The 25,685-nt window shown below is 20.6% G+C and carries 24 protein-coding genes and 1 tRNA gene; 18 read left to right on the forward strand and 7 right to left on the reverse strand.

All coding sequences use genetic code 11. The features are described 5' to 3' along the window. Positions 1-11: 11 nt before the first annotated feature. The 7 genes from lysA (at position 12) to AB4W56_RS01430 (ending at position 8,597) form a co-directional block, all read left to right on the forward strand. On the forward strand, positions 12-1,274 hold the full coding sequence (gene lysA / locus AB4W56_RS01400; RefSeq protein ID WP_367675697.1) for a diaminopimelate decarboxylase: 1,263 nt from the start codon (positions 12-14) through the stop codon (positions 1,272-1,274). A gap of 427 nt (positions 1,275-1,701) precedes the next feature. Further along, complete coding sequence (gene miaB / locus AB4W56_RS01405; RefSeq protein ID WP_367675698.1) at positions 1,702-3,042, forward strand: tRNA (N6-isopentenyl adenosine(37)-C2)-methylthiotransferase MiaB; 1,341 nt, start codon at positions 1,702-1,704, stop codon at positions 3,040-3,042. A 170-nt stretch (positions 3,043-3,212) separates the two neighbouring features. Further along, on the forward strand, positions 3,213-3,545 hold the full coding sequence (gene ybeY, locus AB4W56_RS01410) for an rRNA maturation RNase YbeY (RefSeq protein WP_367675982.1): 333 nt from the start codon (positions 3,213-3,215) through the stop codon (positions 3,543-3,545). Positions 3,546-3,625: 80 nt separating this feature from the next. After that, the gene (corC, locus tag AB4W56_RS01415; RefSeq protein ID WP_367675699.1) at positions 3,626-4,486 is read left to right on the forward strand and encodes a CNNM family magnesium/cobalt transport protein CorC; all 861 of its coding nucleotides are present in this window, start codon (positions 3,626-3,628) and stop codon (positions 4,484-4,486) included. 188 nt (positions 4,487-4,674) lie between these two features. Then, positions 4,675-7,263: a leucine--tRNA ligase gene (gene leuS, locus AB4W56_RS01420; RefSeq protein ID WP_367675700.1), complete on the forward strand. Its 2,589-nt coding sequence runs from the start codon at positions 4,675-4,677 to the stop codon at positions 7,261-7,263. A 2-nt stretch (positions 7,264-7,265) separates the two neighbouring features. Then, the gene (gene holA, locus AB4W56_RS01425; RefSeq protein ID WP_367675701.1) at positions 7,266-8,252 is read left to right on the forward strand and encodes a DNA polymerase III subunit delta; all 987 of its coding nucleotides are present in this window, start codon (positions 7,266-7,268) and stop codon (positions 8,250-8,252) included. Positions 8,253-8,375: 123 nt separating this feature from the next. Then, on the forward strand, positions 8,376-8,597 hold the full coding sequence (locus AB4W56_RS01430; protein ID WP_367675702.1) for a sulfurtransferase TusA family protein: 222 nt from the start codon (positions 8,376-8,378) through the stop codon (positions 8,595-8,597). Between the two features lie 36 nt (positions 8,598-8,633). Here the strand turns inward: AB4W56_RS01430 and asd are convergent, their stop codons facing one another. Beyond that, a complete protein-coding gene (gene asd / locus AB4W56_RS01435; RefSeq protein ID WP_367675703.1) occupies positions 8,634-9,749 on the reverse strand; it encodes an aspartate-semialdehyde dehydrogenase in 1,116 nt (371 codons plus the stop codon). Between the two features lie 228 nt (positions 9,750-9,977). On the opposite strand from asd, the gene AB4W56_RS01440 reads away from it, so the two are divergent. From AB4W56_RS01440 to mscS, 4 genes are all read left to right on the forward strand, one after another. Continuing rightward, positions 9,978-10,568, forward strand: coding sequence for a YhgN family NAAT transporter (locus AB4W56_RS01440; RefSeq protein WP_367675704.1), 591 nt, complete (start codon positions 9,978-9,980; stop codon positions 10,566-10,568). 308 nt (positions 10,569-10,876) lie between these two features. Beyond that, positions 10,877-12,037, forward strand: a complete 1,161-nt coding sequence (locus AB4W56_RS01445; protein ID WP_367675983.1) for a phosphoglycerate kinase — start codon at positions 10,877-10,879, stop codon at positions 12,035-12,037. A 62-nt stretch (positions 12,038-12,099) separates the two neighbouring features. Then, positions 12,100-13,179 carry a class II fructose-bisphosphate aldolase gene (gene fbaA, locus AB4W56_RS01450; RefSeq protein ID WP_367675705.1) on the forward strand — a complete coding sequence of 360 codons (1,080 nt, stop codon included), beginning with the start codon at positions 12,100-12,102 and terminating at the stop codon, positions 13,177-13,179. A 128-nt stretch (positions 13,180-13,307) separates the two neighbouring features. Then, positions 13,308-14,171, forward strand: coding sequence for a small-conductance mechanosensitive channel MscS (mscS, locus tag AB4W56_RS01455; protein ID WP_367675706.1), 864 nt, complete (start codon positions 13,308-13,310; stop codon positions 14,169-14,171). A gap of 333 nt (positions 14,172-14,504) precedes the next feature. Here the strand turns inward: mscS and AB4W56_RS01460 are convergent. Further along, positions 14,505-14,578: transfer RNA gene (locus AB4W56_RS01460), tRNA-Met, on the reverse strand. Between the two features lie 198 nt (positions 14,579-14,776). Here AB4W56_RS01460 and ribE point away from each other — a divergent pair. The 4 genes from ribE (at position 14,777) to AB4W56_RS01480 (ending at position 18,236) form a co-directional block, all read left to right on the forward strand. Next, positions 14,777-15,250, forward strand: a complete 474-nt coding sequence (ribE, locus tag AB4W56_RS01465; RefSeq protein ID WP_367675984.1) for a 6,7-dimethyl-8-ribityllumazine synthase — start codon at positions 14,777-14,779, stop codon at positions 15,248-15,250. 68 nt (positions 15,251-15,318) lie between these two features. Further along, positions 15,319-16,458, forward strand: a complete 1,140-nt coding sequence (ribD, locus tag AB4W56_RS01470) for a bifunctional diaminohydroxyphosphoribosylaminopyrimidine deaminase/5-amino-6-(5-phosphoribosylamino)uracil reductase RibD (RefSeq protein WP_367675707.1) — start codon at positions 15,319-15,321, stop codon at positions 16,456-16,458. Between the two features lie 57 nt (positions 16,459-16,515). Then, positions 16,516-16,935, forward strand: coding sequence for a transcription antitermination factor NusB (gene nusB, locus AB4W56_RS01475; protein WP_367675708.1), 420 nt, complete (start codon positions 16,516-16,518; stop codon positions 16,933-16,935). 1,022 nt (positions 16,936-17,957) lie between these two features. Further along, complete coding sequence (locus AB4W56_RS01480; RefSeq protein WP_367675709.1) at positions 17,958-18,236, forward strand: TusE/DsrC/DsvC family sulfur relay protein; 279 nt, start codon at positions 17,958-17,960, stop codon at positions 18,234-18,236. 54 nt (positions 18,237-18,290) lie between these two features. Here AB4W56_RS01480 and cyoE read toward each other — a convergent pair whose 3' ends face one another. From cyoE to cyoA, 5 genes are all read right to left on the reverse strand, one after another. Continuing rightward, entirely contained in the window at positions 18,291-19,151 is an 861-nt protein-coding gene (cyoE, locus tag AB4W56_RS01485) for a heme o synthase (protein ID WP_367675710.1), read from the reverse strand. A 10-nt stretch (positions 19,152-19,161) separates the two neighbouring features. Beyond that, entirely contained in the window at positions 19,162-19,497 is a 336-nt protein-coding gene (gene cyoD / locus AB4W56_RS01490) for a cytochrome o ubiquinol oxidase subunit IV (RefSeq protein ID WP_367675711.1), read from the reverse strand. Further along, a complete protein-coding gene (locus tag AB4W56_RS01495) occupies positions 19,497-20,084 on the reverse strand; it encodes a cytochrome c oxidase subunit 3 (RefSeq protein ID WP_367675712.1) in 588 nt (195 codons plus the stop codon). The genes cyoD and AB4W56_RS01495 overlap by 1 nt, the downstream gene beginning before the upstream one ends. Before the next feature lies 1 nt (position 20,085). Continuing rightward, the gene (cyoB, locus tag AB4W56_RS01500; protein ID WP_367675713.1) at positions 20,086-22,056 is read right to left on the reverse strand and encodes a cytochrome o ubiquinol oxidase subunit I; all 1,971 of its coding nucleotides are present in this window, start codon (positions 22,054-22,056) and stop codon (positions 20,086-20,088) included. A gap of 88 nt (positions 22,057-22,144) precedes the next feature. Beyond that, positions 22,145-22,978, reverse strand: coding sequence for a ubiquinol oxidase subunit II (gene cyoA, locus AB4W56_RS01505; RefSeq protein ID WP_367675714.1), 834 nt, complete (start codon positions 22,976-22,978; stop codon positions 22,145-22,147). A gap of 185 nt (positions 22,979-23,163) precedes the next feature. On the opposite strand from cyoA, the gene AB4W56_RS01510 reads away from it, so the two are divergent. The 3 genes from AB4W56_RS01510 (at position 23,164) to clpP (ending at position 25,604) form a co-directional block, all read left to right on the forward strand. Next, positions 23,164-23,454, forward strand: coding sequence for a BolA/IbaG family iron-sulfur metabolism protein (locus AB4W56_RS01510; RefSeq protein WP_367675715.1), 291 nt, complete (start codon positions 23,164-23,166; stop codon positions 23,452-23,454). 165 nt (positions 23,455-23,619) lie between these two features. Then, on the forward strand, positions 23,620-24,927 hold the full coding sequence (gene tig / locus AB4W56_RS01515) for a trigger factor (RefSeq protein WP_367675716.1): 1,308 nt from the start codon (positions 23,620-23,622) through the stop codon (positions 24,925-24,927). Positions 24,928-24,977: 50 nt separating this feature from the next. Beyond that, positions 24,978-25,604, forward strand: a complete 627-nt coding sequence (clpP, locus tag AB4W56_RS01520) for an ATP-dependent Clp endopeptidase proteolytic subunit ClpP (RefSeq protein WP_367675717.1) — start codon at positions 24,978-24,980, stop codon at positions 25,602-25,604. The last annotated feature ends 81 nt before the right edge of the window (positions 25,605-25,685 follow it).

Consider the following 25,685-nt stretch of genomic DNA (forward strand, 5'->3'; position numbering starts at 1 on the left):
ACAAGGAAGATATGTTTAATTTAAATAATAAAAATAAAATATTAAATACTGAAAATATATTATCTATTATAAATCAATATAATACTCCAATTTGGATATATGATGGAAATATTATTCAAGATAAAATAAATATACTAAAAAAGTTTGATATTATTCGATTTGCACAAAAAGCATGCTCTAATATCCATATACTTCGTTTTATAAAACAATTTAACGTAAAAATTGATGCAGTATCATTAGGCGAAATTGAACGCGCTCTAATTGCAGGATTCACACCAAAAAATGACGAAATTATTTTTACATCTGATATTATAGATACTCAAACATTAAAAAAAGTTATTGATTTAAATATCACAGTCAATGTAGGATCATTAACTATGTTAGAACAAATAGGAAAAATATCTCCTAAACATCGTATCTGGATGCGTATTAATCCTAAATTTGGTCATGGACATAGCAAAAAAACAAATACTGGAGGTGAAAATAGTAAACATGGAATTTGGAATCCACATTTAGCATTACCAATAATCAAAAAATATCAATTGAATCTTGTAGGATTACATATGCACATTGGATCTGGAGTCAATTATCAACACTTAAAAAAAGTATGTAATTCTATGCTTAATCAAACAATTATATTAAATCAAGATATTCAATCGATCTCTGCTGGAGGAGGATTACCTATTCCTTATCAAGAAAATGATATACCAATAGATATAAATAATTATTTTAATTTATGGAATCACACTAAACAAAAAATTGAAAAACATTTTAGACATCCTATTAATTTAGAAATTGAACCAGGTCGTTTTTTAGTTGGAGAGTCTGGAATTTTAGTAGCTAAAGTATATGCTAAAAAAAAAACAAAAAATAAAAAATTTGTTTTAGTTGAATCTGGATTTAATGATTTAATGAGACCTGTAATGTATGGTAGTTATCATCATATATCAATTATACCAAAAGATAATCGAATAATTAATAAAGAAAAAATACAAAAAACTATAATAGGTGGACCATTGTGTGAATCAGGAGATATTTTTACTCAAAATGAAAAAGGAGAATTACAAGAAAGAGATCTTCCTAAAATAAAAATAGGAGATTATATTGTTTTTCATAATACTGGAGCCTATGGTGCTACTATGTCTTCTAATTATAATACTAAACCTTTTATACCAGAAGTATTATTTGAAAATGGTAAACCAAGAATTATAAAAAAAAGACAAACTATAGAAGAGTTAATAAAGTTAGAAACAGATATTCCATTTCAATATTAATCAAACAATAATAAAAACATCTTCTTATAGTTAAAAATATATATCATATAAACAAAAATATAATTATTTATTCTATTTAATGATGTATTTATATGTATTAATATAAAATATATATTTTATTCAATGCGTTATTTATATATTTATTAAAAACTATATTTTTAAAATACACAATATATATCACAATTCTTACAATAAATATGTATTACATGTAAATAACTGTAAAGACAAAATTCTAAAATATATAACTTCAAAAAATATTATTTTCACATTGTACTTAAGTTTAATATAATATAAGCACTGAAAATAATATGTAACATTTAAAATGCAAGATACAAGATAGAAAATATTTTATTAAGTTATATTGTATATAAAATAGAATATCATTATAATACAAATAATTTTAAAAAATTTAATCAATCTAAATATAATGAATCAAAATTATAAAAAATTTTATATAAAAACTTGGGGTTGTCAAATGAATGAATATGATTCACTGATGATTACCAATATATTAAAACAAAATAAGAAATATACTACAACCAATCTATTTTATGAAGCAGATATTTTAATTTTAAATACTTGTTCTATTAGAGAAAAAGCTTATGAGAAATTATTTCATCAATTAGGTAGATGGAAAATATTAAAAGAAAATAATCCAAATATTATTATTGCAGTTGGGGGATGTGTTGCTAATCAAGAAGGAAAAAACATTTTAAAACGAGCTAAACATATTGATATTATTTTTGGTACTCAAACTTTACACCGATTACCTGATATGATTAATCAAAGAATAAAAAAAAAACCAATTATAGATATTACATTCCCAAAGTTAGAAAAATTTAAAAATATATTAATACCTAAAAATATCAATTATTCAACTTCTATATCTATTATGGAAGGATGTAATAAATACTGTTCTTTCTGTATTGTTCCTTATACAAGGGGTAGAGAAATTAGTAGACCATTTCATGATATTTTATATGAAATTTCTAGATTAGTAGATCAGGGCGTCAAAGAAATTACTTTACTCGGACAAAATGTTAATTCATATTATAGTATTGATGAAAATGGTAAAAAATGTAGATTTTCAAAATTATTACAATTAATTTCACATATTAAAAAAATTAAACGAATTAGATTTATTACTAGTAACCCTATGGATTTTAATGACGATATAATTAATATATATTACAATACTCCAAAAATAGTCAGTTTTTTACATCTTCCTATACAAAGTGGATCTAATAGAATTTTAAAGTTAATGAAAAGACCATACTCCATTAGAAAATACAAAGAAATTATCAATAAACTTATCCTAGCAAGACCAAATATACAAATTAGTTCTGATTTTATTGTTGGATTTCCTGGAGAAACTGCTCATGATTTTCAAAAAACGATGAATATTATATCTGATATTAATTTTGATATGAGTTTTAGTTTTATATACTCACCCAGACCCGGTACACCAGCATCAAAATTAAAAGATAATATTAACATGACTGAAAAAAAAATAAGATTAAATATTTTACAAAATCAAATTAAAAAACAAGCAAAAAAATGGACTAGTAAAATGTTGAATAGTCATCAAACTATATTAGTAGAAAAGTATTTTAATAAAAATAAAAATAAATTTTTAGGAAAAACAGAAAATAATAGAACAGTAATAGTTAAAAGCAATAACAATATACTAGGAAAACTTATAAAAGTTTACATTACTCAAATCAAAAATAATATTTTAAAAGGAAAGATAATATATAAATATTTATAATAATATATTAAAATTATTATAGTAATATTTAATAATTATCAAAATCATTAATATAATATGAAAAAAATAAAATTAAATATACAAATAAATTGTAAAAATTATAACATAATACCAAAAAAAAAATTAAACAATGGATTTATTCAGTTATAAAGAAAAAATGTGAAATTACAATTCGTATTGTAAATATATTAGAAATAAAAAAATTAAATTTTATATATCGAAAAAAAAAAGAACCAACTAATATATTATCATTTCCATTTGAAAGACCTAAACATATTAAATCTACATTTCTTGGAGATTTAGTTATTTGTTTAAAAATTATTCAAAAAGAATCAAAATTACAAAAAAAAACAATAGAAGCACATTTAGCTCATATTATAATACATGGAACATTACATTTAATAGGTTATACACATGATAATTTTTATAATGCACAAATTATGCAATCCATAGAAATTAAAAACATGATTCAGTTAGGATATAAAAATCCATATTTAATTTAAATAATACTAAAAAACTTTTACAAAAATAAAATATATATTAAAATGTAGTATTTAATAATAAATATAGAAAAATAAAATATATGTATGAAAATAATACTGAAAAAATTAAAAAATTAAAAAAAAAAGGATTTTTTTTTACTTTAATTAATAAACTTTTTCAAACAACCCCTAAAAATAAACAAGAGCTATTAGATTGTATATTAAATTCAAAAAAAAATAAATTAATTAATAAAACAACTTATAAAATGTTATCAGGAGTAATAAATATTACGCAAAAAAAAATTGGAGAAATTATTGTTCCAAGATCACAAATGATAACAATTAAATCAAAATATTCTTTACATAAATGTTTAAGTATTATTATAGAATCCGCACATTCTAGATTCCCAGTAATGAGTGATGATAATAATTATGTAAAAGGTTTTTTAATGGCAAAAGATTTATTACCATTTATGAAAACTTCTCCTAAATCATTTTGTATTAAAAACATATTAAGACCCGCAATAGTAGTTCCTGAAAGTAAATATTTAAATATTATGTTAAAAGAATTCCAAGTTAATCGATATCATATGGCAATAGTAATTGATGAATTTGGAGATATATCAGGATTAGTTACTATTGAAGATATTTTAGAGCTTATTGTAGGAGAAATTGACGATGAATATGATAACGAAGTAAATATAAATATACAAAAAATTAATCAAAATACATTTATAATTAAAGCATTAACAGAAATTAAAGAATTTAATAAATTTTTTAAAACTAAATTTAAAAATCAAGACATAGACACTATTGGAGGATTAGTAATGCAAGAATTTCAATATCTTCCTAAAATAGGAGAAAAAATTAAAATAAAAGGATATAAATTTCAAATTTCTATAGCTAATAGTCGACGAATTATACAATTAAAACTAACTATTCCTAAATATACATCAATGTAAATAATATAAATTACAATATTTTAAATAATTCAATTTCTTAAATATTTATTATATAAAATAAAATTATGTTATGTAAGTAATAACAATAATATACAAATATTTATATTACTTATTTAAAATTAATTATATTAAAATATAATAACACTAATTATAAATAATTAATTATTTTATTTTTAAAATATAAAAATATGAAAAAACAATATCAACCAGAATTAATAGAACCTTATGTTCAAGAATATTGGGATAAACATCATACTTTTGAAGTAAAAGAGAATATTAAAAAACAAAAATACTATTGTTTAGCTATGTTACCATATCCATCAGGTAAATTACATATGGGTCATGTTCGAAATTATACTATTAGTGACGTAATTGCCCGATATCAAAGAATGTTAGGAAAAAATGTTTTACATCCTATTGGATGGGATGCATTTGGATTACCTGCTGAAGAAGCTGCTATAAAAAATAATATAATTCCATCCCAATGGACTTATAAAAATATCCAATTTATGAAAAAACAATTAAAAAAACTTGGTTTTAGTTATGATTGGAGTAGAGAAATTACTACTTGTGATCCAAAATATTATCGATGGGAACAATGGTTATTTAATAAATTGTATAAAAAAAATTTAGTATATAAAAAAAAATCATTAGTTAATTGGTGTCCGAATGATCAAACAGTACTTGCTAATGAACAAGTAAATGATGGAAAATGTTGGAGATGTCAAACATATATTAAATTAAGATTAATATCACAATGGTTTATTAAAATTACCAAATATGCTAAAAGACTCTTAGAAGATTTAACTTTATTAAAAAAATGGCCCAAACAAGTAATAAAAATGCAAAAAAATTGGATTGGTCAATCAACAGGATTTGAAATAATTTTTAACATACATAATACAAAAAAAAAATTAAAAATTCATACTACTCATTTAGAAAGTTTCATGGGAATAACATATATATCAATATCACCATTTCATAAATTAGCTCAAAAGGAAGCAAAAAAAAATAATAAAATTAATTATTTTATACAAAAAATATTTAACAAAAATCAAATTATTGATAACAATATTAATACTCAATTATTTGGAATAAAAATTAAAAAACATGTTATTCATCCTATCACAAATCAGATTCTCCCAATTTGGATTACTAACTATGTAAAATTAGAAAATAATGAAGATATTAAAGTATCAATCCCAGCTCATAATCAATATGATTGGAAATTTGCAAAAAAATATAAAATAGAAATAAAATTTGTAATTTCATTAAAAAATAGTATTATATGCAATAAAAAAAGAAAATATCAGCCCATACAAAAAGGATTTTTATTAAATTCTAACCAATTTAATAGTTTAAATAATAAAATAGGATCAAGAAAAATTTTTCAAAATTTATATAAAAAAAATATAATTAATAAAAAAAATAAATATAAATTACAAGATTGGGGTATATCAAGACAGCGATATTGGGGTACTCCTATACCAATGGCTACTACAAAGTATGGAAGTATTATTCCCATACCAAATAAAAAATTACCCGTTATTCTACCTAAAATTTACAATATGGAAGAATTAAAAAATATCAATAATATTTATAAAAAATGGTCTAAAATAAATATAAATAATCAACAAGTATTACGAGAAACTGATACATTTGATACTTTTGTAGAATCTTCATGGTATTATATTCGATATACTAATCCGAATTATGATATAGGTATGATTTGTAAAAATTCCTCACAATATTGGTTACCTATTGATCAATATATAGGAGGTATTGAACATTCTACTATGCATTTAATATATTTTAGATTTTATCATAAATTGTTATACGATTTTAATCTTGTAACTTCTAAAGAACCAGTAATTAAATTATTATGCCAAGGTATGGTACTCAATGATGCATTTTATTATATTAATTGTCAAGGGCAAAAAATTTGGATTGCATCAAATAAAATAAAAATTAAAAAAGATAAAAAAGGGAAAATACAAGACATTATTTCTCATGATAAGCATAAAATTATTCATGCAGGTATGATAAAAATGTCCAAATCTAAAAATAATGGCATTGAACCAGAATTAGTAATTAAAAAATATGGTTCAGATACAGTAAGATTATTTATTATGTTTTCTTCTCCAGTACATTCAGCATTAGAATGGAATGAATCTGGTGTGAAAGGCATGTACCGATTTTTACAAAAAGTTTGGAATATAGTTTATCACTATTGTCAAAATAAAAAAAAAAAAATAAATTATAATATATGTAATATTAATTTAGAAAAAAATATTCAATCTAAATTACATCTTACTATTTTAAAAGTTTCTCATGATATAGAATATCGTCAATCTTTTCATACAGCAATATCAGAAATTATTAAATTTACAAATTTTATTTTTAATTTATTTATAAAAAATGAAATAAATCAATATTTGATGAAAAATGTATTAGATATTATTATTAAAATGTTATATCCATTTACTCCACATTTTAGTTTTATCTTATGGAAACAACTAAAACATAAAAAAAATATTGATTATTCAGAATGGCCAAAATATAATTCAAAATTAATTATTGATAATTATAACAATATCATAGTACAAATAAATGGGAAAAAAAAAGATATTATTATTGTGAAACATAACTCTAATCAAGATACAATTTTAAAAATTCTTCAAAAACTAATAAAAATACAAAAAATATTAAAAACATATCAAATTAAAAAAATAATTTATATTCCAAATAAATTAATTAATTTAATTATAAAAAAATAAATATGCTTAATATTCAAATAAACCATCTTAAAAACAAGTTAATAAAAAAAATATATCTTTATTATTTTATAATAGGAAAAGAATTTGTTATTTATCAAGAAATAGAAAAAATTATATTTAAATTTTTTAAAAAAAATGAATTATTTAATAAAATTACAATAACAATCAATACTGATACTGATTGGGAAAAAATATATTTTGAATACCAACAACAAAATTTATTTATTAAAAAAAAAATTATTATAGTAACTATTAAAGATAAAATATTAAATAAATACACTATTTCAAAAATTTACCAAATTATAAAATACAAAAATAAAAATATTCTATTAATACTAAAATTAACTCATTGTAATTCCAAAAAAATAATAAAATATTTGATAAGTATTTTTAATAATATTGAAGGAATTATACTATCATGTGATACATTAAAAAAACAAGATATAGAAACATGGATTATAAAAAAAATAAAAAATATAGATTTAAATTTAACATATCAATCTATTCAATTATTAGCATATTATTATCAAAAAAATTTATTAATGTTAATAAAAGTATTAGAAGTATTAAAATTAATTAGTATATCCAATCCTAATTTAACAACAAAATATATTCAAAAAGAAATTATTGAAAATTGTATAAAATTTAATATTATTAATTTAATAAATACATTATTATCTAATAATAGAATACAATCTATCCAAATATTGAATTATTTTAAAAAAACAAAATATGATGTATTACATTTAATACAACAAATACAATCATATTTAATATATTTTATTAAAATTAAAAAAGAAATTAACATTATTTCATTAAAATATACATCTAATATTAAAAATCAAATTTTTAAAAAACTGAATTATGAAATTAATCCTATAAAAATATATAAAATAATTAATTTTTTAACTAATATTGAAATTAGTATTAAAACATATAATACAAGATCAATTTGGTTAGATTTAAAAACATTAATCACTATGTTTTAAAATAAAATAAAATTTTATACTAATATTCATACAATGTACTTACTATATATTATAAATAAATAATATTACACCAAACATGAACATTTTTACATAAAAAAAATTATCAATCATGAAGTAAAAATTATGTTTATTAAAATATTAAATTTAACACATTTTAGATGCCCAGATACTATCATTATAGTTCGAAAAAATATAAGAAATCTTCAACTAGGAAAAAAAATCCTTATTCTCTCAAATGATATTTCAACACTTTGGGATATACCTTTACTATGTAATTGTATGAACTATACTTTATTACAAAAATATATTTATAAAAAACCATATAAATTTTTAATTAAAAAATAAAATATGTAAATATAATGATAATTTAAAATATCAACTTCATTTTAATAATATTGTAAGCATTCTACGCAATGGTTCAGCAGCACCCCATAATAATTGATCACCTACTGTAAATATAGATAAATATCTAGATCCTATATTTAATTTTCGAATTCGACCAATAGCAATATCTAATGTTCCAGTAACAGAAAATGGTGTCAAACCATTTATAGTCGACTTATAATCATTTGGAATAATTTTAACCCAAGGATTATATTCTTTTAAAATATTAATAATATCAATGATAGATATATCCTTTGTTAGTTTTATAATAAATGACTGGCTATGACAACGAAAAGTTCCAACACGAACACACGTTCCATCTACTGGTATAATATTTTTTAAATTTAATATTTTATTCATTTCCTGATGTACTTTCCATTCTTCACGAGTTTGATTATTTTCCATACTTACATCAATCCAAGGTAATACATTTCCAGCTAAAGGAGCATTAAAAAAATTTTTAGGAAATTTATCACTTTTTGAAAAATTAGAAATTTTTTTTTCTATTTCTAATATAGTATTAGATTTCGATATTAATTCATCAGATATTAAATTATATAAAAATCCCATTTGTTTTAATAACTCTATAATATAATTAGCACCCGCTCCAGAAGCTGCTTGATAAGTAGAAAATACAATATTTTTTACTAATTGTTGAGAAAATAAACCACCTAATGCCATTAACATTAAACTTACAGTACAATTTCCACCAACAAATGTTTTTATACCTTGGTGAAGAGCCTTTTCAATAACATGAATATTAACAGGATCTAACACAATAATTGAATCATTTTCCATCCTTAATGTAGATGCTGCATCTATCCAATAACCTATCCAACCAATAGATCTTAATTTTTTATAAATTATATCAGTATAATCGCCCCCTTGACAAGAAACAATAATATCCATTTCTTGTAAATCTGAAACACTATAAGCATTTTTTAAAGAATTACAATAAATAATTCCTGGAATATTAGGACCATCTTTTCCTACTTGAGATGTTGAAAAAAAAGTTGGATTAATATTACAAAAATCATTTTCCTCAATCATACGTTTCATTAATACAGATCCAACCATACCTCTCCAACCCACAAAACCAACTGATTTTTTCATAATATTGTACGAATATTTTATTTAAATAAAATTCTATTATTTCAATTTGTAATAAACATTAAAATTCTAAAAAATAAAATTCGATCCTTATAGTTATAGTTCATAAAATTTAATAAATAAAATATATAACATAAAGCATACATATTAAAATATATCAACTAAATTAAAAAATATTTTTCATATAAATAATACACTATTACATAAATAAATGTATAAATAGGTCAAACAATGAATGAAATATTCTCTACTACTATATTATTAATATTAATTATGGATCCTCTTGGTAACCTCCCAATTTTTATGTCGGTACTAAAACATTTAAATCCTAAAAGACGTTTTATAGTTTTAATTAGAGAAATGATTATTGCTTTAATAATCATGTTATTATTTTTATTAGCTGGAGAAAAAACATTATCATTACTTGATTTAAAATCTGAAACCGTATCTATTGCTGGAGGTATTATATTATTTTTAATAGCAATTAAAATGATTTTTCCTAATATTAAAGATAATGATGAACTTATCAATCAATCAGAACCATTCTTAGTACCTTTAGCTATTCCTTTAGTCGCAGGTCCATCATTATTAGCAACATTAATGTTATTATCACATCAATACTCAAATCAAATGAGTGCTTTATTAATATCATTATTTATTTCATGGGGAATGACTGTTATTATTTTACTATTATCTGGTAGTTTTTTAAAATTTTTTGGTACAAATGGAGTTAATGCTCTAGAAAGACTTATGGGTTTAATATTAATTATGTTATCAACACAAATGTTTCTTGATGGAATGACTGCATGGTTTAAAATATAAATACATTAAAATGGTATATTTTAAAATATTTCTTATATAATATTAAAAATAAATATGATAATATTTATATTAATTTATTTTAAAATTTTTTACAAATTAATTATTTAATATTACTTATAAATTAATATAAATAATATTATATATTTATAATTAATATTGACATAATATTTTTTTGATATAATACAATAAAAGTAAAATATACTATTAATATAGTATATTTTATTATAAATAAAATCTTAAATAAGAAAAAGTAATTTATGAATAGAAATATAATACAAAATAAAATTCAAAGAAAAAATATGATTTATATGGAAGATTTAAATCTAAACAATAAAAAAATTTTAATACGAGTAGATTTTAATGTTCCTATCCAAAATAATCACATTACATCAGATATGAGAATTCGAGCTAGTATACCAACAATTCAATTAGCATTAAAACAAAATGCAAAAGTAATAATTATGTCACATCTAGGCAGACCTCAAGAAGGTAAGTATCAAAAAAAATTTTCTTTATTCCCTGTATTTGAATATCTAAAAAAAATATTTAAAAAAAATAAAGTTTCTTTTTCTAATAATCTTGATAAAATTAAAATTCATTCAGGAGAATTATTAGTATTAGAAAATGTTCGATTTAATATCGGGGAAAAAAATAATGATATTGTATTATCTAAAAAATATGCTGCTTTATGCGATATTTTTGTTATGGATGCTTTTGGAAGTGCTCATAGAAAAGAATCTTCTACATTTGGCGTAGGCATGTTTGCTAAAATAGCTTGTGCTGGACCTTTATTAATTTCAGAATTAAAAGCATTAAGAACAGCCTTAAAAAACCCTAGAAGACCTATGATTGCTGTAATAGGAGGATCTAAAATATCAACAAAATTTAAATTACTAAAATCATTAGCAAGAATAGCAGATACTGTAATAGTAGGTGGTGCTATTGCCAATACTTTTTTAGCTATTGATTATAGAATTGGTCAATCGCTTTATGAACCTAAATTTATTGATATGGCAAAAGAAATTAGAAATCAATATAATATTCTTATACCAATTGATTCAAGAGTAGGAACTAGTTTTTCAACCAAATCACCTGCAATTGTTAAAAAACCATTTGAAATTCATGATAATGAAGAAATTATGGATTTAGGTGATAAAAGTATTAATAATATTAAAAATATAATCAAAAAATCAAAAACAATATTATGGAATGGTCCATTAGGAGTTTTTGAATTTCCTAATTTTAATGTAGGTACAAAAGAATTAGCACAAAGTATTGCTGATAGTACTGCTTTTTCTATAGCAGGAGGAGGAGAAACATTATCTGTTATTAATATGTTTAATATTCAAGATAAAATATCTTATATATCTACTGGAGGAGGAGCATTTTTAGAATTTATAGAAGGTAATAAACTACCTGCTATATATATGTTGGAAATGGTAAAAAAAACATTACAAAACGTAATGTAATACAATTTATTTAAAAAACAATTAAATATTTAAAATACTAAACATTTATTTAGGAAATTCATATGATCGAAAATTTAAATTTTATAAAACCAGGAATAATTTTTGGAAACGATATTCAAAAAATATTTCAATTTGCAAAACAAAAAAAATTTGCAATACCAGCAATCAATTGTATTAACATTGATTCTATAAATAGTGTTTTAGAAACTGCCGCTAATTTAAAAGCGCCAGTTATCATACAATTTTCATATGGAGGATCATCCTTTATTTCTGGAATAGGATTAAAATATCAATCTCCAGAAAAAGAAATATTAGGCTCTATATCTGGAGCCAACCATATCCATTTAATGGCAAAATATTATGGTGTACCAGTAATATTACATACAGATCATTGTCATAAAACTATACTTCCTTGGATTGATGGATTATTAGAACAAGGAGAAAAAAATTTTAAAAAGACAGGGTATCCAATTTTCTCATCACATATGATTGATTTATCGAAAGAAAAACTAAAAAAAAATATAGAAATATGCAGTAAATACTTAATAAGAATGAGTAAAATTAATATGATTTTAGAAATTGAATTAGGTTGTACTGGAGGAGAAGAAGATGGAATTAATAATAATAATATAGATTCTTCTTTATTGTATACTACCCCAAAAGAAGTACACTATGCATACAAAAAACTTATACAAATTAGTCCAAATTTTACTATTGCCGCTTCATTTGGTAATGTACATGGTGTTTATAAACCTGGCAATGTTTTTTTAAAACCAAAAATTTTAAAAAAATCACAAAAATATATTAAAGAAAAACATAATTTATTACATTTAAATCCTATTAATTTTGTCTTTCATGGAGGATCAGGATCATCTACATCTGAAATTCAAGAATCTATCCAATATGGAATAGTTAAAATGAATATTGATACTGATATACAATGGGCATCCTGGAATGGAATTTTAAAATTCTACAAAAAAAATAAATTATATCTACACAATCAATTAGGCAATCCGACAGGAATAGATCAACCAAATAAAAAATATTATGATCCAAGATCTTGGATTAGAGCATCACAAAATTCTATATCTATTCAACTAAACAAAATATTTAAAAAATTAAATTGTTATAATTTATTTTAAGTATAATATATATTAATGATCTTAAATATAAAAAATATATAAATTATATAAAATAATGATTTACATTTTTTAAATATTGTTTTACATTTAAATAAATAACAATAATATTACTTGTATTAGGAATAAAGATGCAAGAATTAAACGTAATTAGTAATATTAATTATGTTGGAAATTGGATCATTCACAACAGAATTATGTTTTTCAGCAATCATATTATTAATATTATTTTAGCGATCATTATAATGGTATTTGGTGTTTTTTCTGCTCAATTAATTTCCAAAGGAGTAAGTATCATACTTTCTTCTAAACATATTGATACTACAATATCTGAATTTCTCGCCACTTTATCAAAATATATAATTATCACATGCGCTATTGTTTCTTCTTTAAGCCGATTAGGAGTACAAACCACTTCTGTTATTGCCATATTAGGAGCAGCTGGAATGGCAATAGGATTAGCTTTACAAGGATCATTGTCTAATTTTTCATCTGGAGTATTACTTATACTGTTAAGTCCATTACGAACTGGAGAATACGTAGTTCTTGGAAGAGCTACAGGAACTGTACTAAATGTACATATATTTTATACAACATTAAGAACATTAGATGGTAAAATTATTGTAGTACCAAATAATAAAATTACTTCTGATAATATTATTAATTACTCTAGAGAATCATGTAGAAGAAATGAATTTGTAGTTCATATATCATATGACTCAGATATAGATTTTGTAGTTAAAGTACTAAAAGAGGTGATTGAAAATGAACCAAAGGTAATACAAGATAAAGATATTACGGTTGGATTAAGCCGGTTTGATCCATCTTCTATGAGATTTATTGTTCGATGTTGGAGTAATACAAATGATTTAAATACAGTATATTGGGATATTATGTCTCAAATTAAAAAAGCTTTAGATCGTAATAACATTAATATTCCATATAATACATTAAATGTAAATATTAATAATAATAATGATAATAATATTCCATAAATATTAGATTCTTAATACTTTCAAATAATTTATAAATAATTAAAATAATGAAAGTTAAGAATAAATTTTAAAAGTTCATGAAAAATAAAACATAAATATATTATTTAATAAAAATTGTTTAAATATAACAGACTTAATTTATCGTTTCAATAGTTTCAATAGTTTCAATAGTTTCAATAAATTCAATAGATTCAATAGATTCAATTCAATAGATTCAATTCAATAGATTATTGTAATGGAAATAGTAAAAATTTTATATTCTTCATATATAATACAATAACTTAAGAAGATAATTAATTTTATATTAAAATATATAAACAAATTTAATTTTATTTGCGGGAGATGGATTTGAACCAACGACCTTCGGGTTATGAGCCCGACGAGCTACCAGACTGCTCCATCCCGCTGTTAACGATTATACATCATTGTTATATAAATAGCAATATTTTTAAAGATAAAAATATAAAATCATTTTAAATAAAGCTTAAAATATTAAATATAATCATTATATTAAACTTATTATATATTATAACTGAAAACATATTTATTACATTAGGAAAATAAACTTTATGAATTTTCAAAATACATATTTTAAAGAAAAAAAAATAAAAATTATAGAAGGAAATGTTATAACACAAGAATCAAAAATAGCAATTATTGTTCCTAGATTTAATACTTTCATTAATCAAAATTTATTAACAGGTGCAATTGATACTTTAATAAGAATTGGAAAAGTACCTCATAAAAATATTAATATTATTAAAGTACCTGGATCCTATGAAATACCAATAATTGCAAATATTATATCTAATTCACAAAATTATCACGGAATTATAGCATTAGGAACAATAATTAAAGGAGAAACTATTCATTTTGAAAATATTTCAACGGAAGTAAGTTCAAAATTATCTGAAATTAGCATAAAAACAAATATCCCTATTGCATTAGGAATATTAATGACTGAAAATATTGAACAAGCAATCAGTAGATCAGGAACAAAATTAGGAAATAGAGGTAGTGAAGCAGCACTGTCAATTTTAGAAATGATAAATATTATTAAAATTATACAAAAATCTTAATATAATTTTATAAGTATTAAATTATAATATAACATTAATAAAAATTATAATTTTATTATATATTAAATATGAAAAAAATTTTCGATATAAAAAATTACGAAAAAAAAATAGATATATTTTATATGAAAAAAGCTATTGCATTAGCTAAAAAGGGTCAACATACAACCAACTCGAATCCGAATGTTGGTTGTATTATTGTAAAAAATAAAAAAATTATTGGAATAGGATGGCATATTAAACCAAATACTAATCACGCAGAAATTAATGCTCTAAATATGGCTGGAAATTTAGCATATCAAGGAACAGCATATATCTCATTAGAACCTTGTAGTCATTTTGGGAAAACACCTCCATGCTGCAATGCACTAATTCAATCTGGTATATCAAGAGTGGTTATATCCGTACTCGATCCTAATCCTAATATTTCTGGAAATGGAATAAAATATTTAAGAAGATCAGGAATTAAAGTAACAACTGGTATTTTATTAAAACAATCACAACAAATAAATTGTGGATTTTTTAAACGAATGACAATTGGGTTACCATGGATTCAATTAAAAATGGCTACTTCTATGGATGGAAAAACTGCTATGCATAATGGTGAAAGCCAATGGATTACTTCAAAAAAATCCATAAAAGATGTACATAATTTCCGATCATTAAGTTCAGCAATCTTAAGTACTAGTCAAACCGTTATCACAGATAATGCTTTACTTACTGTACGGTTAGAAAAATATAACATTAAATATCATAATCAACCAATAAGAATTATAATAGATAGTAAAAACAAAATTAAACCACACCACAAATTAATTAAAAAATTAGGACGTATTTGGTTAATAAGGTTAAAGAAAGATACAAATTTTTGGCCTAATTACGTTAAACAAATTATAATACCATCTTACAAAAATAAAATAAACCTTATAAAATTATTTTACTTTTTAGGAAAAAAAGAAATTAATAAAATATGGATAGAATGTGGATCAACTTTATTTAGTCAATTATTAAATCTTAATATCGTAGATGAATTATTTTTATACATTGCCCCAAAAATGCTAGGACATACATCTAAATCATTATATATCATGAATAAAAAAATTAAACTGAATGAAGCTTTAAAATTAAAATTTAAATATATTAAATTTATTGGATCTGATTTAAGGATAATACTTACACCATTAATAAAAAATAAATATATTAAAAAATAATTTTTATTATATAATATTTATTAATAAAATTTCTATATTATTTATTGAAAATTGAATATGAATACAAAAGCAAGAAAAAAAGCCAGACAATATATTATACAAGCACTTTACTCATGGCAAGTATCTCAAAATGATATTGCAGATATTCAATGGCAATATATGCAAAAAATTAATATACAAGAAGTAGATATAACTTATTTTCATGAATTACTTACAAAAATAACGTTACATCATCAATATTTAGATAAATTAATTGGTCCATATATTAATAGACAATTAAATAAAGTCGATCAAATTGAAAAAGCAATACTACGTCTTTCTTTTTATGAGCTTTTAAAAAGATTAGATATACCTTATAAAGTATTAATTAATGAAGGAATAGAACTAGCTAAATTTTTCGGTTCTAAATATAGTTATAAATTTATTAATGGTGTTTTAGATAGAGCAGTAAATAATATAAGATTTAAAAAAATATAAAATAATTACATCACAATTACTTAATATTATTATAGTATATTCAATAAATAAAAATATTTATAACATACAAATATTTATATAATATATATATTGAATATATCTATGATAATATTTTATATCTATAAAATAAAATCACTATTCATAAAAATCACAACACTAAATATTTACATTTATATAAAATATAAATTACATATATTTCATATATTGCATTACAAATACAATAATTAACAATATATTAACATCATAATAATAAGATATAATTCTAATATTTATTTAAAAAATATATTAATAATTTTATTAAAAATAATAATATACATTAAAAATAACATATAAATTATGAAATATTAAAATATAATTTTAAATATCATATTTTCAATAATTCAGTATTTTATTTTCTAATATTTATTAAAAATAAAAATATAACTATCACTATAAATAAATATATAATATATATTCATATCAGTAAATACTAAATACAAAAACTAAATATAATAATAAAAAAATATAAAATTTCATAATAAAAAAAATAAAAAAATAATACCTCAAAAAATAATTTTACATAATTTTTTGAAAATAGGTGTAATATTGTATTTTAGTCAGTATAAATGAAATGAATACATATTGTATATAAGTTAATAATGTAATAAACAATATATAACATTGCTTATAATAAATATTGCATAATCAATAAAATTCTTATATTTTATTATATAAAATATTATAATAAAAATTGTTAAAAAATAAATTATATCTAATAATATATTTTAACCTCAATTTACAAATATACTAATAAAATATTTAAAATATATTATATTAGTATGTAAATAAAATTAATAATATATTTATAAACAAAATGAATTTTATTTATTCAAAAATTACTTCACTCTAATGTTATTTATTATATATTCATAAAATTAAAAATAAATATATATTTCAATTAAAATATATTTATAATCATTAAATAACTAAAATTTCAATAAAATAATTTTAAAATATACCATATACAAAAAATTAACAAAAATATGAAAATAAAAAAATGGAATACTTTGTATGCTTTAAAAATTGCACATAAAGAATGTATTACTATGACCGAAAAACATTGGGAAATTATATATTTAATAAGAAAAATTTATTTAAAATATAATATTAACCCTACTAATCGTATATTACTAAAAATAATACAAAAAAAAATAGGATATAATCAAGGCAACAATTTATATTTATTATCACTTTTTCCAAAAGGAATCACTAAACAAGCTAATAAAATTGCTGGTTTACCAAATAATAAAATATGTTTATAAAATTAATTTAAATGCATTAAAGAAATTAATTCTATAAAACACATTAAAGTTATTTTAAATATATTTAAAAAAATTTAAAATAAACATAAAATTTAAAGTAAAAATAACAAAAATAGACCAATAAAATAATAATCTAAAATAACAACTATGCTTATAAAATAAATAACATAAACAAGATATACACAACCAAAAAATATTTAATACAGATAATATCATCATAAATATTAAACTAATATATTTAAATATATAAAGTAAAATAATAAACATAAAAAATAAAAATATATAAAAAATAATATCTATAATTGTTTTTAATATTCCTTTCTTTATAGAAACAACTGGTATTTTAGATCTTTTATAATCTTCAATATAAAAAATTAAAATAGAATAAGAATGTGGAATTTGCCATAAAGAAAAAATTATAAATAATAATATAGATTTAAAATCAATAATATGAGAAACAGAACAATATCCAATAAGTGGAGGAATAGATCCAGATAAACTACCAATTATAGTAGAATACATAGTTCTTCTTTTCATATATAAACTATACATACCAACATAAATTAAAAACCCAATAACAGATAATAATGAAGATAATATATTCACTTTTAAAAATAATATACTACATCCTAATAATAAAAAAAATATACCTAATATCTTAATATATAATATAAAATGTAATGATTGCAATAATATTCTATTTTTTGTACGAACCATTTTTTTATCAATATCAATATCAATAATATTATTAAATAAACACCCTGAAGCAATAACTAATGCTGTACCCAATAAAGTATAAAATAACATATTAATATTAATATAATTATATGAAGCAAAAAAAAATCCACCTGTTACCGATATTAAATTTGCAATAATGATACCAGGTTTAATTAATTTAAAATAATGTTTAATCATGTAAATAATCTTAATAATTAGATAAATTATGATGTAAATTCCACATAATCCATACTGAACCTAGTATAATAATAAAGATTACTATTATTGAAAAAATTAAAAAAATCAAATTCCAATAATTTTTTTTAGAAAAATTTAAATGTAAAAAATATTTTAAATGAACAAGAATTTGTAAACATGCAGATAACACTAATACTATTAATAAAAAATTTTTTGAATAAAAATATTTTTTTTTAATTACTAAAATAAAGGGAATAATAGTTAATATAAAAGAAATAAAAAAGCCTATAATATAAAATTTAATTTCTTTATTTAATATATTATTATGACTAATATCATTTTTCATTATATACTTCCTAATAAATACACTACTGTAAATACACAAATCCAAATTATATCTAAAAAATGCCAAAATAATCCAAGACATAACATACGTACATAAATTAAACTATTTAAATTAAATTGTATGATTTGAAAAATAATTCCTAACATCCATAATAATCCTACAATCACATGAATACCATGCAATCCAATCAATGTAAAAAAAGAAGATAAAAACCCACTTTTTTTTGGAGTAAATCCTAATTGAATTAAATGCTTAAATTCATATAATTCCATAGAAACAAAACTTAAACCTAAAAAAAAAGTAATTACTATAAATATATAAACAAAAAATATTTTATTATATTTAAAACTTACGACTGATATACCATAAGTTATAGAACTCAATAATAATAAACATGTTTCAAAAAAAACAAATTTTAAATTCAAAAACATAGAATGTAATACTATATTATTTAACATAACACAATATACTGCAAACATTGTGGAAAAAAGTATACAATCACTCATTAAATATATCCAAAAACCAAATAATTTTCTATCAGTAGTATTATTGTCTTCCCTTATATTATGAATATTATTATTAATCATATTAATCCTGTTTATAATTTCTCAAACACTGATCTTCTATATTTTTTACTTCTTGACTAGATATATAATAACTATTTATATGTATAGTATATTGTAAAAATATAATACACATTAATAATAAGGATATCATACCAATCCACCATATATGCCACACCATTGAAAAACCAAATAATAAAGATAAAAATCCTAAAATTATTCCCAAAGAAGTGTTTTTAGGCATATGAATATCATGATATAAATTATTTTTTTTTGGTAATATACCTAATTGTTTTTTATACCAAAAATCATCAATACTAGCAACAATAGGAATATGTGCAAAATTGTATATTGGAGGAGGAGAAGGAATAGACCATTCTAAAGTCCTACCATCCCATGGATCCCAATGAAAATGATTATTTATATTTCTATCTTTGATAGAAATATATAATTGAATCATTTGACATAATATTCCTATAGCAATTAATATTACTCCAATTACAGAAATAGTTAACATGGTGTGAAATTTATGATCAATATTTTGGCTTAAACGACGAGTCATACCTATAAAACCTAAATAATATAAAGGCATAAAAGCCATAAAAAATCCAAAAATCCAAAAATAAAAAGCACGTTTTCCCCATTTTTCGTTTAATGAAAAACCAAAAAATTTTGGAAACCAATATGTAATTCCAGAAAAGCAACCAAACACTACACCCCCAATAATAACATTATGAAAATGAGCAACTAAAAATACACTATTATGAAGTATAAAATCTATAGCAGGAATAGATAACAAAACTCCTGCCATTCCACCAATCGTAAAAGTTATTAGAAATCCTAAAGTCCATAACATAGCAGAATGTATACGAATACGACCTTGATACATTGTAAATAACCAATTAAATATTTTTACCCCTGTTGGAATTGCAATAATCATAGTAGTAATTCCAAAAAAAGAATTAACATTTGCTCCAGATCCCATAGTAAAAAAATGATGAACCCACACTAAAAATGATAATATAGTAATTGATATAGTAGCCCATACAAGTGAAACATAACCAAATAAAGATTTTTTAGAAAATGTAGATACTACTTCTGAAAAAACACCAAAAGCAGGTAAAATTAAAATATATACTTCTGGATGCCCCCAAATCCAAATTAAATTAACATACATCATAATATTACCACCTAAATCATTAGTAAAAAAATGAAATCCAAAATAACGATCTAGACTTAATAATATTAAAGTTAAAGTTAAAACTGGAAATGCTGCAATAATTAAAATATTAGAACATAAAGAAGTCCAAGTAAATACTGGCATTTTAAACATATTCATACCAGGAGCACGCATTTTTAAAATAGTAACAATAAAATTAATTCCACTTAATGTTGTTCCAATACCTGATATTTGTAAACTCCAAATCCAATAATCTACTCCTACTCCAGGACTATATTGAATTTCAGAAAGAGGAGGATAAGATAACCATCCTGTTTGTGCAAATTCTCCAATTCCTAAAGATATATTCATAAGAATAGCACCACTAGCTGTAAACCAAAAACTTAAATTATTTAAAAATGGAAAAGCTACATCTCGTGAACCAATTTGTAATGGTATAACTAAATTCATTAAAGAAATAATTAAAGGCATAGCAACAAAAAAAATCATAATTACACCATGTGCAGTAAATATCTGATCATAATGATGCGGTGGTAAAAATCCAACATTACCCATAGAAGATAAAAATTGTTGAATACGCATCATTATTGCATCAATAAATCCACGAAATAACATAATAAACGCCAAAATCAAATACATTACTGCAATTTTTTTATGATCTACTGAAGTAAACCATTCTAACCATAAATATTTCCATTTTCCTAATTGAGTAATTTTAAACACAATAAATAAACTTATTAAAATAATAACAATAAAAGTAATTACAATAATAGGTTCATTATAAGGAATAGAATGAAACGTTAATTTTCCCAACATTACTTTAAATGCCTCAATAATATTTAAAAATAAAATTTTAATTATATATATTAAAATTTGATATTTTATATAATATAAATTAAATTAATTATACAGATTGATTTACTATTTTTCTAAATAATCCATCATAAACACTAGAAAAATATTTTACTGTACAAAATTCATTAGGATTAGATAAATTTTTAAATTTTTTAATAGTATTTAATGTATTAGATGAATCTTGAATTTTTTTAATCCAAAAATTAAAGATATTATTATTAGGTAAAATAAAAACATTAAATTTCATATTAGAAAATCCAAAACCATTATAATTTGCAGATAATCCATGATATTTTCCTGGAATATCTGAAATTAAATGAAGTGTTGTTTTCATACCCGGCATTGCATAAATTTGACTACCTAAAGAAGGAATAAAAAAAGAACTCATAACAGAATATGAAGTAATATGAAAAATAATTGGAGTATTTATAGGTAATATAACTTCATTAACAGTAGCAATATTGTTCTTAGGATATATAAATAACCATTTCCAATCTAATGCAACTACATTAATAACAATAGGACGATTATTTGAAATAATAGGTCTTTTAGGATCTAAAGTATGTGACGATTTCCAAGCTATTATCCCAAGAAAAATAATTATAATAATAGGAATAATCCAAATAATTAACTCAACTTTATTGGAATGTGACCAATCAGGATTATATTCATTAGAAATATTTTCAGAACTATATTTATAAGAAAAAAAAAATGTCATAAAAATAACAGGTAAAACAATTATTAACATAATTAAAAATGCTATAAAAATTAACTTATGTTGTTCATTTAATATTGTACTAACCGGATAAAAAATAGAATTACGATATCCATTATATAAAAATATTCCAAATACTAATACCATACTTTTAAAAATTAAACACATTATACATCCTCAAAATATATTTTAAATATATTACATATTATATTTAAATATAAACAATTAAAAATAAAAAATTATATGTAAAAATATCATATTATGCTTGAATTTTAATAAATACATTGATATTTTAAAATATAAAACTACACAATTATTCACTGAAATATTACAATACAAAAAAATTAAAAATTATGATAAAAAAAATAAAAGATTATTTTCAACCTAAATATATTAAAATTTATGATAATAGTGTATATCATACAATGAAAGACAATAAAAAAAATATTATAATATTTATTGTCAGTAATAAATTCATTGGAAAAACTTTATTTAAAAGACATAAACAAGTACATTCTATATTATCTAATGAAATAAATAATACAATTTATGCAATTTCTATATATACATATACTATACATGAATGGAATAAAAAAAAAATGAATTATACAAATAAAATAATATGTCAATATCAAAATAAATAATGATATATTACATTATATGTAATATAAAATTTTAGATATAAATAAAAATTTGAAAAATAAATTATTATATAATTTTAATTTATAAAATAATTTTAAAACCTTTAATATATAAAATATTTAATTATAAATATTTTTACAACTAACATTTTAGAAACTAGGAATTACATGAAATTTCATATAGAAAAATTAAAAAATTGTAAAAAAAAAATCATAATTACTATACCTTTTTCTAAAATCGAACCGATTATTAAAGAAGAAATAATTAAAACACAAAAAAATACTATAATTAACGGATTTAGAAAAAATAAAACACCTATTAATATTATTGAAAATAGATATGGAGAATTAATTAAAAAAAAAATAATAAACAAGATTATGCACGAAAATTTAAAAAAAATTATCAAAATAAAAAAAATAAATATTATTAATAATCCCAAAATTACTATTAATCAATGCAATAATAATCACAATTTAATTTATTCTGTAGAATTTTATCACTTTCCAAAAATTAATTTTCAAAAATTAAAAGACATAAAAATACAAAAATTATCCATTAAACTTGATAAATTAAATATTCAAAAAATAATTGAAAAACTCAGACATGAAAAAATCATCTGGAAATCAACCAACCAACCCGTTCAAAAAAATAATCAAATTTTCTTAAATTGTACTCTTCAAAATAAAAATTATCATAATCAATTTCAATATCAATATATTACCAATATACAAAAAACTATTCCACAATTAGAAGAAAAAATTATTAATAAAAAAATAGGTGATTGTATAGAAATAGATATTCAAATACATAAAGAACATCCAGAATTAATATTACAAGGAAAAAAAATACATATTAAAGCACAAATCTTGAACATAGAACAACCAACTACACTTTTTTCAAAAGAAAAATTTATACAATATTTAATGAAAAAATTTAAAATTGATAATGATATTAAAAAATTACACATTTTTATTAAAAATAATATAAAACAAGAAATTAATAATTTAAACCAAGAATATTTAATAAATCAATATATTAAAGAAATAACTAATATGCATACTATTAGTATACCTAATTTCTTATTACAAAAAGAAATAAATATTATAAAAAATATACTACATCAAAAATATATTCAAAAAAAAGGAAATATTTTAGAATCAATATATTGGACAAATATTAAACAAAAATCAATAAAACAAATAAACACTTTTTTAATTATGCAATCTATTATAAATCAAAAAAAAATTAAAGTTACCGAAGTAGAAATTGAAAAATTTTTTAATCAATTAGATAAAAAGAATATGTTTCAAAATATTCCATTTGATTTTAATCAAGACGACACTATAAAAAATATACATAATATAATTTTAAAAAATAAAATATATAATTTCATATTAAAATCATGTTCAATAATTAAAAAAAAATGTAATCTTAAAGAAGCGAAAATTATCAATAAACAATTTAATTTACTATAATATATATTATTTATATAATATTACTAAAATTATTAAAAATAAGAATTATCATGTCATATAAAAAAAATATTAAAAATACTATAAATTTAATTCCTATGGTTGTTAAAAAAACATCTCGAGGAGAACGTTCATATGATATATATTCACGTTTATTAAAAGAAAGAATTATTTTTATCACCGGCAACATAGAAGATAACATGTCTAATATTATTGTTGCACAAATATTATTTCTTGAATCAGAAAATCCTAAAAAAGATATATTTTTATATATTAATTCTCCTGGTGGTATCATCACATCCGGATTATCAATTTATGATACTATGCAATTTGTTAGCTCCGATATAAACACTATTTGTATTGGTCAAGCCTGTTCGATGGCAGCAATATTATTATGTGCTGGAACAAAAGGAAAAAGATTTTGTTTAAATAATTCAAAAATTATGATCCATCAACCATTAGGTGGATATCAAGGTCAAGCATCAGACATTGAAATTCATACAAATGAAATTTTAAAAACTAAAAACCAGATTAATCAAATTATATCTTATCATACTGGAAACTCAATAAAAAAAATTGAACAAGATACAGAACGAGATTGTTTTCTAAATGCTCATGAAGCTATAAAATATGGATTAATTGATTCTATACTACAATCTAGAAAAATAAAACATTCTTAATTACTCAATACAGTAATAAAATATATTCACTTATATATTTATTAAAATTGATAATTCAATAATTTTTACAGTTTTGATATA

The organism is Buchnera aphidicola (Phyllaphis fagi), from assembly GCF_964058955.1.
In the GTDB taxonomy this organism is placed as follows: Bacteria; Pseudomonadota; Gammaproteobacteria; order Enterobacterales; family Enterobacteriaceae; genus Buchnera_L; species Buchnera_L aphidicola_AI.